Origin of the sequence: Flavobacterium sp. LMO6, from assembly GCF_009495795.1 — a bacterium.
Lineage (GTDB): Bacteria > Bacteroidota > Bacteroidia > Flavobacteriales > Flavobacteriaceae > Flavobacterium.
In genome coordinates, this window is sequence record NZ_WIBH01000005.1 from 226,506 (window position 1) to 238,493 (window position 11,988).

An 11,988-nucleotide genomic window follows, 5' to 3' on the forward strand; every position below is an offset into this window, starting at 1 on the left:
TTTTAAATTTTACTCCCTACTAAAAACATCAGCCAAGCTCTCACTTTGAGTAATAACTCTGTCTGCTTCCATTTTAGCTACGTCAGGCGGATAGCCATAACGCATTAATATTTTCTTTACAGTCAAACGTAATTGTGCCCTAACATCATCACGTTTACTCCAATCTACTGTTGCATTTTTTCGGATTACATCAACTATAGTATGAATCAAATCTTTCATTTTATCATCATCTAAAAATGATGTAGAATTGTTATCTTTTAGTACACTATAAAAAGCATACTCTTCAGGTGTTAGCCCTAAATCTTTAGATTTTTTATCTTCTAACTGCATTTCTTTTGCAATCTCTGATAACTCTTGTAATACCTGTGCAGAATCAATTTGGTTATTATGATAACGTTTTACAACTGATTCCAACATTTCAGAAAACTTCTTACCTTGAACTAGATTTTTTGCTTTGCGAACTTTAACTTCATCACTCAATAATTTTTTAAGTAATTCAAATGCAAGATTTTTTTGTTGCATATTTTTTACTTCCAATAAAAACTCGTCTGATAAAATGCCAACCGATGGAGCTTTTATTCCTGCTGCTTCAAATATGTCGATCACACCATCGCTTGATAAAGCTTCATCTACAATTTGCTTTATGGCAGTTTCTACTTCATAATCCGATTTTACACCATTGCTGTTAAACTTGTTTATTCTTGACTTTACAGCTTGAAAAAATGCTACGCCATCTTTTATTCTATCTGCATCTGCACTTGGAATTGACATTGCGAATAGTCTTGAAAGTAAAGTAACTTCTTTTAAAAAACGGTCTTTTAAAGTATCACTGGATAATATAAAGTTTTGCGCACCCAATAATACTTGCAACTTTTGAGCCGTATCTGAACCAAAATAGACTTTAAAATTATATCCATTAAACATTTGCTCTATCACCTCAAACTTCTCTTTCATTCCTGCAATAGCTTCTTTTATATCAAATATTGGTGTTCCTTCACCACCACTTTGCAAATAGATTGCCATTGCGTTTCTCAAATCTTGTCCAATTCCTATATAATCAACAATTAGTCCACCTGGCTTGTCTTTATAAACCCTGTTTACTCTTGCAATGGCTTGCATCAAATTAGCACCTTGCATTTTTTTATCAATGTACATTGTGTTTAAACTTGGTGCATCAAATCCAGTAAGCCACATATCCCTAACAATAACTAATTTCAGTTCATCACTAGGGTCTTTCATTCTTGTTGCTAAATCTTTGCGCTGTTTCTTGGTGGTATGATGTGGTTGTAACAAAGCAATATCATCAGATGAACTCGTCATTATAACCTTAATTTTTCCTTTGTCAATATCAGTATTGTGCCACTCGGGTTTTAAAGAAATAATCTCTTGATATAATTTAGCACATATCGTTCTAGTCATACAAACAATCATTGCTTTACCTTCGAACACTTCTTGACGTTTTTCAAAATGGGTAACAATGTCTTTAGCAATGTCTTTTAATCGGTCAGGATGTCCTACAACCGCATCAATAGTGGCTACTTTCTGTTTGGCTTTTTCTAATTGTTCTTCGGTGGCATCAGATATGGCGTTGATTTCAGCATCTATTGTAGCTGTTGTGGCATCGTCTAATTTGATTTTTATTAAACGTGATTCATAACTAATAGGCACAGTTGCGCCATCGTCAACGGCTTGTTTGATGTCGTAAACATCTATGTAATCTCCAAAAACGGCTGGTGTAGATTTGTCTTCTTTTTCTATTGGTGTTCCTGTAAATCCTATGTAAGAAGCATTAGGCAACGCATCACGTAAGTATTTAGCATTACCATAGCGTGTTTCCATACCATCTTTGGTTTCAAACTCTTTACCTGCAAAACCATATTGACTTCTGTGTGCTTCATCGGCAACCACAACGATATTGGTTCTTTCTGATAAAGTATCATAAACATTTCCTGTTTCTGGAGAGAATTTTTGAATAGTAGTAAAGATTACTCCACCACCTGAAACTTTTAATAGTTCTTTGATGTGTTCTCTATTTTCGGCTTGAATGGGTTTTTGACGTAACAAACCAACACAATTGCCAAAAGTTCCAAATAATTGGTCGTCAAGATCATTACGGTCGGTTAACATTACAATGGTTGGGTTTTCCATAAGTGGATGCGTAATAATTTGTCCGCTATAAAAAACCATTGTTAAGGATTTACCACTTCCTTGTGTGTGCCAAACTACACCTGCTTTTCTGTCACCATCGGTGCTGTGAGTAGCCCTTATGGTTTGTGCTACTGCTTTTTGTACTGCATAATACTGATGATACGCCGCTACTTTCTTAACTTTTGTTTGAAAAATTAAACCCGTTTTTTGGTCTTTCATTTCTTCCGATTCAAAAACAGTACAATAGCGAATTAATTCTACCAATGTCTTCTTATCTAACATATATTCCGTTAGAATTTGCAACTCGGTTTTAATTTCTATTCCTTCTTGTTTTGGTGCTTTCCAAGGTAAATATCTTGAAAAAGGAGCAGAGACACTCGATGCTTTGGCATCGATACCGTCAGAAATAACACAAAGCGTATTGTAATAAAAAATACTTGGAACAGAACTTTTATAGGTTTGTATTTGTTGAAAGGCTTTTAGTACTGTAGCTTTTTCATCTGTAGCATTTTTTAATTCGATAAAAACTAATGGTAAACCATTAATGTAAATTACTACATCAAAACGTTTTTCATTGTTGTTTTCTTTGACTACTAATTGATTGACAACCCAAAAACTATTATTTTCGATATTTTCAGTATCTAATAAAGTAACCGGAATACCAATAGTGTTTTCGCCTTTGGTGTATTCAACTGTTACACCATTGGTAAGATGGTTATGGAAACGCTCGTTGTTTTCCATAATATCTTCTGTACCCAAATTGATTACTTTTTGAAATGCTTCAACTCGTGCTGATTCAGGAAGTGTAGGATTCAATTTTTTTAAACACTCTTTAAAATGATTTTCTAAAATAACCGAAGCAAAGTTTTCTCTTTGGGCATTATCACTATATGGCGCAATGTCTGGACCATAAAAATAGGTATAGCCTTGCTGTTGTAATTGAGCAATTAGTGATTGTTCTATGTGGTTTTCGGTTATCATAAAATACTATATATTGTAATGTAGCTTAATTCTGTTTATCAATTGTAAATGATTATCCTTTAACTCCTTAATTGTCCATTGTGGTTTTTGCATAATTTTTAATGAATTTGGGAAGGATTCAATACTATTATTAAAGTATTTAGTTTTCTTATCTGCAAAATCTAATCTGCCTTGACCTGCATTTTTTCTTCGACTAATTAAAACTAAATTTCCTAATTTGTGTGTCCATTCTTCTCTTTCAGCAGGCGTAAAATCATTTATCCATTGGCTTGTTGCTTCTGGGTTTTGTGGTAAAATATGCTCAACTGACATTTCGCTGTAAGAACTGCGCTTTTCAGAATATAAGGGTGCATCTAACAAGAAATCCACTTTTCTTAAAATATAACGCGCATATCTTCTACCATAAATAGTGTTAATATCTAAATCGGATAAGAATTGAGAAGTATTAAATTTGAATGCTAAATCAACAAACAACGTATTTAATTTATCGTCTTTTGAAGTATCCTCTAAGGCGTCTATTTCTTCAATTTTCTTGATAATAGAATTCATTGCATCAATTCTAGTTGTAGGTGTTTCTCTAGCAATCCAATCACCTGAAAATTTATTATCTAAAAGTTTTAAGAAATCAAATATTTTATGATCTCCAAAGCAATGACGGTACACTAATAATGGCGGAATCCAAATATCTGACAAGGCAGTATCTTGCATCACTTTTATTAAATTATCAAATGCCCAATTGTTATTGATATGGTGATTGTTGCCACTAAAAACTATGTCAAAGTGTGTTTTGTATTTTTTGATAATATCAAATGTATCATCACCCTTTTTTAATAGTGGAGCTACATTTTCATATTTTTTAGTAGTGTAATTAAATTTCTTTGGTTTGTAAATATTATCTTCAAATTCTTTTAATAGATTGTGCCTTGCTTTTTCTTTTACCAATATGGTTCTGATATATGATAAAAATAAATCAAAATCTTCTCCTAATTCACCTTCTAGTTCTTCCCAATATTTGGCGTATTCGGTTTGTTTTTCTTCGGTGCTAACTTCTTTAAGGTTTTGAGCTTTTAGTATATCACTATTACGCAATTTGATACCTCTATCATTCAATACTGTAAACAAACGGAAAGCATCTTCTAGTTCACTACTTGCCACATAAACCAAAATAACATATTGACGTAAGTAAGGAAAGAACGTGTCAATATCTAAATTATCATCATTCTCAAACCATTTAGAAATGATTAAAATTGCGTTTGCCATATTTCGAATGGAAACATCTTTTGAAGTTGTAGCAAGTACTACCAATTCCTCTTTTTTCTGCGTGCCGCCTTCTTCTTTAATGTAAGTATTGATAAAGGTTTCTACTTCTTTACGAATGGCAAATTCAATTCTTAAACGTTCAGGTATTCCGTCGTCAGGATTCCCTTTTTGAAATATCGCTTTGGCACAAGTGCTTTTTCGAGTTTCAGTTTTTGTAACGTCTCTAATAACTGCTTGTAAGATATAAAGCGTAGTTAATCTTTGTTGACCATCTAAAACGCTGTTTTCTTGGTAACTTGTTCCTTTAAAGTTTTTAGGTTCACAATGCAAAACCAATGAACCTAAAAAATATTGACTGTCAGGTGTGTTGATTGCTGAATGAGAAATATCATCTAGCAATGAACTTATTTGGTCTTCGCCCCAAACATAAGGTCTTTGATAATCGGGTATGCAAAACCACATATCTTCACCAAAAACATCCTTTATTGTTATTTTATCACTTGCAATTTGCTTGCCTGTTACTTCTATCGCCATATATTTTATTTAATTTTATTCAAATGTTTCTTTTAAAAATTGCAAAACTTCTTTATCAGTAAGTACTTCTTTTTTCGAATCATATAATGAACCGATGAATTCTTTTACATCATCGTCGGCAATAATTCTTCTTATATCCTCATTAGCTAAAGAAGCATTAAGTATTCTAGCTATTTCTTTATCAGAAAGATAATTTATATAAGGCATTAATTTTCCTATTGCACGGTGAGTAATAACAAAACGAGTTGATTTTATTAAATTTTCAATCTCTTCGACGTATTCATTTCGGTTACAGTGGTCAATTATTTCCATAGAATCTGTTTCAATAACATATTCTTGTCCTTCAAATTCAATTAATAGTGCTATATTATCGTTAATGTTAAACCAATATTCTTTAATATTATCTTTTGTTATTGTAATACCTAATACGGCATTAATATTTTCAATAAAATAAGAATCATAAAATTGAGATATTCCATACTTTTTAAAATCGTCATATGAATCAATTATTATAATGTTGGGATGATTTGCTAATGCTTCTTTAAATCTTGCATCTTTTGCAAATACAAATACATACTTATTAGGTATCTCTTGTAAATATTCCAAGATCGTAAAATAAATTAGAGCATCTTTAAATCCCTTATCTGTATTATCTCCAGCTTCAAATGGCGCTTTTTTAAGAATTGCCAATTCTTTTATTAATGGTAGAACGCTATGATCTTTTAAATCAATTGTTTCAAATGGTATTGTTTCTGTATCTAACAATTTTTGAATATAATCTTCTACATCAAAAGATTTTGTGTTTGCTTCATCAACACCAATTAATTTGTGAAAAGGATTGGTTAAAAATTTAGTTTTATTACTTACTAAGCTGCTTCTTTTTTGTCTTTTAATTTCTTGAATAACAGTATCAGGAATAACAATGTCAGCATCTTGTGTAAATCGTTCTAATATTTCACGACCACCCAAAAAATTATTAATTTCTGGGTTTCTTACAACATTTGTATCAAAAATAACTTTCTCTCTCATCCTTATACATTAAATTCTTTTATTCTTATTTCCCCACTCATTAATCTTGGCAATAATTCATCTCGTGTTTGGGTTAGTGATTTTATAGTGATTTTATTTAATGAAATTTTGGTTGTTGTGCTATTTGCTATTTCTGAAAACTTTTTGATTAAGTTAAAGTCAGTTGGCAATAATAACTGATATTCAGGAATTGCTCTTTTTGATAAATGCAAAACTGTGGTTCCATTTGAGTATCCAACACAATGCCCTTTGAAAGCTTTATCTTTCATTAAATAATATAAAAAAGAGGAGCTTATGTCTTTGTGTAATGATATAACTTTTACCAAATCCATCGTTATGTACATTTTTTTAAATCCTCCGTCATCAAATATGAAAGCAGGATTACCCAAAACTTCAGCATCTTGTGTCAAATCTGTATGAGCAACAACAAGGTCTCCAATTTTAACTTCTTGATTATCTTTTGGTTTTCCTCTAAAAGGTTTAAATCCTCTAGTTTGAAATCCACCATTTCTATCAAAACTCTTCAAGGTAACTAGTGCTTCGTCGCTGTATTCAACTAATTCACTTCCTTTATATGAATATCCATTTATTATATCTACTAATTCATTTAATTGAAAAATTCTCCACCCATCAGTCTGCTCATCGTCAATACTATATTTTCCAAACCATTCTGTAAAAATAGTTTGTGCTGTTTCTTCAAGTGTCTTGTTTTGGTCTTGTAATAATTCTATTTTATTATCAAATGATTCAATAATTTGGGTAATTGCATTTTGTTCAACTAAAGGAGGAAGTATTATTTTTAAATTTTTAACAGCTTCTTTTGTTATTGTATTTGTCACAGAACCTAATGCAAAACTTTTTACATACTTTTCATTAACCTTTAGATAGTAATATATAAATTTTGGATTTGCTTTTTCTTTATTAATTCTGATTAGGAATAAATTCATAGCTAATGAAATAGGTCTATTTAATTTTGGCGCATAATAAATTGAACCTGCATTTGCTATTTTATTCATTATCAAATCATCATCAAAAACTTTTGATTTTGAAAGAAAGTTGTATGCTTTTTCTGTAATATATTTGTTGTTTTTTGTGAAATCATTTTGCTCGAAATTGGTAGTTCTTATCATTAAGGCAAAATCTTCCTTATCCAAAAGTTCAACATTTTCTTTGAGCTTTTTATATGCACCGTTTGAATGGTAATCAGTAAGTAACATTATTACTTCCGATAAATCTACTGTATCCCATATTTCACTTTTCATAACGAAAAACCAATTTTAGCTAATTGAGTAGCAATTTCATTATTTAGTTCGGCTTCTTGGTCTATTTGTATTTTTAAAGTGGTGGTTAAGGCAGCCATTTTGGTTTCAAAAGAAATGCCGTCGTCTACTATTGCTTCAATACCTACATATCGACCTGGTGTTAATATATGGTTGTGTTTTTCTATTTCTGCAATAGTAGCACTTTTGCAAAAACCTTTTATGTTGTGATAATTTTCGCTTTTGCGCCAGTTGTGGTAGGTATCTGTTATTTTATCTATATCGTCATCGGTAAAATCTCGATGTATACGGTCTTTCATATACCCCATTTCGCTAGCGTCTATAAATAAAACTTCTTTGCTATGGTTGGCTTTTTCTCTTCGTAAAATCCAAATACAAGCAGGTATTCCGGTATTATAAAACAATTGTTTCGGTAAGGCTACAATACACTCTACTAAATCGTTTTCTATTAAATTTTTTCGTATTTCGCCTTCGCCACTTGTAGTAGAACTTAACGAACCGTTAGATAAAATAGTTGCCATAACGCCTCGTGGTGCTAAATGGTATAACATATGCATCATCCAACCGTAATTCGCGTTTCCACTTGGTGGTGTGCCGTATTTCCATCGACCGTCATCCTGCAAAATATCAACACCCCATTCACTTTGATTAAAAGGTGGGTTGGCTAGTATGAAATCTGCTTTTAAATCTGGGTGTGCATCTTTTAAGAAAGTACCTTCGGTATTCCAAGCTACAAACTTGGAGTTGATATTGCGAATGGCAAGGTTCATTTTAGACAATTTCCAAGTGGTTTGGTTGCTTTCTTGTCCGTAAACGGTAATATCTTGAATATTTCCTTGGTGTTCGGTTACAAACTTTTCACTCATCACAAACATACCACCACTACCACAAGCTGGGTCATAAACCCTACCTTTGTATGGTTCTATCATTTCGACCATCAATTTTACAATACTTTTAGGAGTGTAAAATTGTCCTCCTTTTTTACCTTCAGCATTGGCAAATTCACCTAAAAAGTATTCATATACTCTACCAAAAAGGTCTTTAGAGTTGAGGTTCTCTACTTGCAGTTCGGTATTAGAAATTAAGTCAATTAATTCTCCTAATGAGGTTTTGTCGAGATTTGCTCTACCATATACTTGTGGTAAAACGTTTTTTAGTTCTTTGTTTTCCTTTTCTATGGCTTCCATAGCTTCGTCAATGGTTTGCCCAATAGTAGGCAATTTGGCATTGGCGTGAATGTGACTCCAACGTGCTTCTTTAGGCACAAAAAACGTATTAGCTGCTAAATATTCGTCTCTATCTTCGGGATCAGAATATTCGTCAACTTTAAGTTTGTCGTATAATTCACCAAATGATTCGGATATATATTTCAAGAATATTAAACCTAATACAACGTGTTTGTATTCGGCAGCATCAATATTTTTACGCAGTTTATCTGCTGATTTAAAGAGTTTTTGTTCAAAAGTGCTTGTATCGGTTTTAGCCATTTTAATTATTTCATTAATATCCCCAAATTTAACAATAAAAATAATCTTACACAACCCGTAAAAATACCTGATTTTTAAACCAGGTAAAAATACGGGGGTACCTTCGTCAGCTAAAGTAAACAAAGGGGTTGAGATAAAAATGTGGAAAACCGTACGAGAAGTGTTAAAAAATAAAAACAAGAGCAAATGAAAAGAGATGCTTAACAGCATGACAAACTAGGCGGTTAAGCTTGTGTGAACTATGAAAAGTGAAACGTCCGAAACTTCGGTCCGAAACTTCGGACTCTGTGTAGCTCTCTCAACACAATCAACCACAAAAAAACTCCGTGCAGCTCTGTGTAAAATCTATGATTCTATGTGGTGAAACATATAAGTCATATAAGGAAAAAGAAAAACGTTACACACAATAAAGTTCATAAAAGAGATGCTTAACAGCATGACAAACTAGGCGTGTAACCTATTGTGAGCTATGAAAAGTGCAACGCCCACTCTGTGCAACTCGCTCAACGCAATCCACTTCAAAAGAAACTCGGTGAAGCTCTGTGTAAAATCTATGATTCTATGTGGTGGAAACATATAAGTCATATAAGAAAAAAGTATAACTATACGTTGAATGAAGTTCATAAAAGAGATGCTTAACAGCATGACAAACTAGGCGTGTAGCCTATTGTGAGCTATGAAAAATGAAATACCTATATGAATTTCTCTCAACACAATCCACTACAAAAAAACTATGTACCTATATGTTTCAAAAAAAAAACGTCCAAATCAGCGTGCCACCAAGGCGGACCCGTAACATCCGCGTGCCACACAAACCTGAAACAAAAAAACACCCTACCATATCTGGCAGGGCGTTTCCAATAGGGCTATATGGAACACTATCAACCCTATTAAATCAACAGCCTCAATAAATACTATTCATTGATTAAGAAACACTGAACACTAAATACTGATTACTGAACACTGTTTATTGAACCTCAAGCAAATTAAGCACATTGTAAGCACCATTGTTCAACATGTATTGAACTCCATTTACTTCCTGAAAAAATTCAATAAGCAACACATGCATACGCACACCACTACCCGCAGGAACACCACTAGGAGTCAACACAGGAGAAATAACCCCTTGAACCAACGGAAAAACAGATTCAGGACTCAAAGTCAAATCCGATTCTCCAGTTTCAAAATTCAAGTTCAAATAACCCACCTGCAAACTAAAATGAGTAGCACCTTCAGCAGCGCGTAATTGCTCCATAGGATTAAACGAAGAAAGGGTAACCTCTCCTGTTCCGGTATCAACACTATAACTAGTATTCAACACACTACCTAAAGTAGCTCTAGCATTAAAATCAAACCCCTTTAAAAGCAACTTAGCAGATGTATCAGATAATCCAATAGCAACATTTCGCTTACCCCTTTCACTCACGGAGTCCAAATTCTTAATTTGTCCCATAACCTTCACAAGCCTACTCGTCAGCTTACTGTCTTTCGCTCGAAACACCAGCATCCCCAAAGAATTACGCAACAACTTACCCGAAGTAGCAATACTGCCAAACTCCATTCCGTTTTCACGAGTTCTCACAAACGCAGGATCATTCATAATTCTGTTTTTGCTAACACCACCTTTGGTGCGCACAAAGTGCCCGTCTGCACTTTTGTAGAAGGTTAGGTTATCTAACGTACCTTCAAACTTTACCAAGCCATTTAATCTAGCCATAAATAAAAATGTTAAAAATTTATATGGCCCAAAACTAACACATATAGCAACACCCGTTTTTCAACATTTCCTTTATTGACAAGCCCTAAGAACTTTTTCCCACATTTACCAAATACGTCCAGAAAAGTAAAAAATGACACTTATTTCCGAAAAAGACACTATTCCACCATCGTCACTTCGAGTGTTTTGCATTTGTAAAGCCCAAGATTTACAATGACAAAATGTATCGAGAACAATAAAAAATCGCAATTCCACCTCCGTCACTTCGAGTGTTTTGTAGTTGTAAAGCCCAAGATTTACAATGACAAAATGTATCGAGAACTATAGAAACGATATTTTTTAATACAAACAATACAATCACCCAACAAGTTTACTACATAGATACTCCATAGATAAAGTATGGATACTGTATAGATAGTGTATGGATACAGTATAGATAGTGTATGCACAAGTAGGTATAGAAAATCAAACTCTTGTACAAAAAGGGAAAAAAGAAGATTTTGAACAATTTGACTTATTAACAAACAAGCAAAAGTGTCGATTTTCCTCTTTTAAAAATTGGACAAAAAAAAACGAAACACAAACATCAAAATCAAGAATTGTAACACATTGCTATACAAAACATAAGAAACTTGCGCAAAAGAAAATACAGCAACTAGTTGTTGATAATTTGTTTTTGCATTCAATTAGTTAATTATTATTTTTGAAAACATGTAAAATCAAATCACGATACAAAACTCAAAGCACAAAATGAAAAACATGCCATTCAGATTATGTATCACAACAAAAGATATAGCATTAATCAAAGGATGTACCCAAAGAAACGCACGTGTCATCATGGAAGACATAAAGTCGTATTTCGATAAAGAAGAAAAACATCACATGATTACTTTCAAAGAATTCGCAGAATACACCCGAATTCCCATGGAAGAGCTAGAACCTTTTAGAAAATAAAAAAACGTTGCCAAATCAAATGGCAACGTTTTTTTGTCTTGATTATCCATAAAAACCATTACATAACCTCCCAAAAAACGCAACAATACAACAAACTAACTGTCTAATCTATTGTTAACTATGAAAAGTGAAACGTCTCTGTGTAGCTCTCTCAACACAATCCAAATAAAAAGAAACTCGGTGCAGCTCGGTGTAAAACATTTTCATTAGCCTTCGACTTCGCTCAGGATGACAATCGAGTCAATAGATTTTTAAGATTTCTAACCATTTAAATTTTAAAGATTATTTCAATTTCTTCAATCTGTGTTCCAAAATAAAATCAAGAACAAGGTCAAGTTCAATTTCAAGAGTGAAGCGCTCTGTGCAACTCTCTCAACGCAATCCAAATAAAAAGAAACTCGGTGCAGCTCGGTGTAAAACATTTTCATTAGCCTTCGACTTCGCTCAGGATGACAATCGAGTCAATAGATTTTTAAGATTTCTAACCATTTAAATTTTAAAGATTATTTCAATTTCTTCAATCTGTGTTCCAAAATAAAATCAAGAACAAGGTCAAGTTCAATTTCAAGAGTGAAGCGCTCTGTGCAACTCTCTCAAC

At 32.9% G+C, this 11,988-nt stretch carries 7 protein-coding genes; 1 reads left to right on the forward strand and 6 read right to left on the reverse strand.

Going from position 1 to position 11,988, the window contains the following annotated elements; translation table 11 throughout:
- Positions 1-9: 9 nt before the first annotated feature.
- From GFJ99_RS07275 to GFJ99_RS13750, 6 genes are all read right to left on the reverse strand, one after another.
- A complete protein-coding gene (locus GFJ99_RS07275) occupies positions 10-3,129 on the reverse strand; it encodes a type I restriction endonuclease subunit R (RefSeq protein ID WP_153208161.1) in 3,120 nt (1,039 codons plus the stop codon).
- A gap of 6 nt (positions 3,130-3,135) precedes the next feature.
- Positions 3,136-4,923: a DUF262 domain-containing protein gene (locus GFJ99_RS07280; protein ID WP_153208162.1), complete on the reverse strand. Its 1,788-nt coding sequence runs from the start codon at positions 4,921-4,923 to the stop codon at positions 3,136-3,138.
- Positions 4,924-4,938: 15 nt separating this feature from the next.
- Complete coding sequence (locus tag GFJ99_RS07285; RefSeq protein ID WP_153208163.1) at positions 4,939-5,952, reverse strand: PIN domain-containing protein; 1,014 nt, start codon at positions 5,950-5,952, stop codon at positions 4,939-4,941.
- A gap of 2 nt (positions 5,953-5,954) precedes the next feature.
- Positions 5,955-7,214, reverse strand: coding sequence for a restriction endonuclease subunit S (locus tag GFJ99_RS07290; RefSeq protein WP_153208164.1), 1,260 nt, complete (start codon positions 7,212-7,214; stop codon positions 5,955-5,957).
- Positions 7,211-8,719 (reverse strand): class I SAM-dependent DNA methyltransferase, encoded by a 1,509-nt coding sequence (locus GFJ99_RS07295; protein ID WP_153208165.1) that lies wholly within the window; start codon positions 8,717-8,719, stop codon positions 7,211-7,213. Before GFJ99_RS07295 ends, GFJ99_RS07290 begins: the two co-directional genes overlap by 4 nt.
- Positions 8,720-9,686: 967 nt before the next feature.
- Positions 9,687-10,145 carry a hypothetical protein gene (locus GFJ99_RS13750; protein WP_238990080.1) on the reverse strand — a complete coding sequence of 153 codons (459 nt, stop codon included), beginning with the start codon at positions 10,143-10,145 and terminating at the stop codon, positions 9,687-9,689.
- A gap of 1,050 nt (positions 10,146-11,195) precedes the next feature.
- Between GFJ99_RS13750 and GFJ99_RS07305 the strand changes: the two genes are divergently transcribed.
- Entirely contained in the window at positions 11,196-11,390 is a 195-nt protein-coding gene (locus tag GFJ99_RS07305; protein WP_153208167.1) for a hypothetical protein, read from the forward strand.
- Positions 11,391-11,988: the final 598 nt, after the last annotated feature.

Coding starts and splice junctions, on each gene's coding strand:
- GFJ99_RS07275 (WP_153208161.1), bottom strand. CDS start 3,129: ATGATAACCGAAAACCACATAGAACAATCACTAATTGCTCAATTACAA.
- GFJ99_RS07280 (WP_153208162.1), bottom strand. CDS start 4,923: ATGGCGATAGAAGTAACAGGCAAGCAAATTGCAAGTGATAAAATAACA.
- GFJ99_RS07285 (WP_153208163.1), bottom strand. CDS start 5,952: ATGAGAGAGAAAGTTATTTTTGATACAAATGTTGTAAGAAACCCAGAA.
- GFJ99_RS07290 (WP_153208164.1), bottom strand. CDS start 7,214: ATGAAAAGTGAAATATGGGATACAGTAGATTTATCGGAAGTAATAATG.
- GFJ99_RS07295 (WP_153208165.1), bottom strand. CDS start 8,719: ATGGCTAAAACCGATACAAGCACTTTTGAACAAAAACTCTTTAAATCA.
- GFJ99_RS07305 (WP_153208167.1), top strand. CDS start 11,196: ATGCCATTCAGATTATGTATCACAACAAAAGATATAGCATTAATCAAA.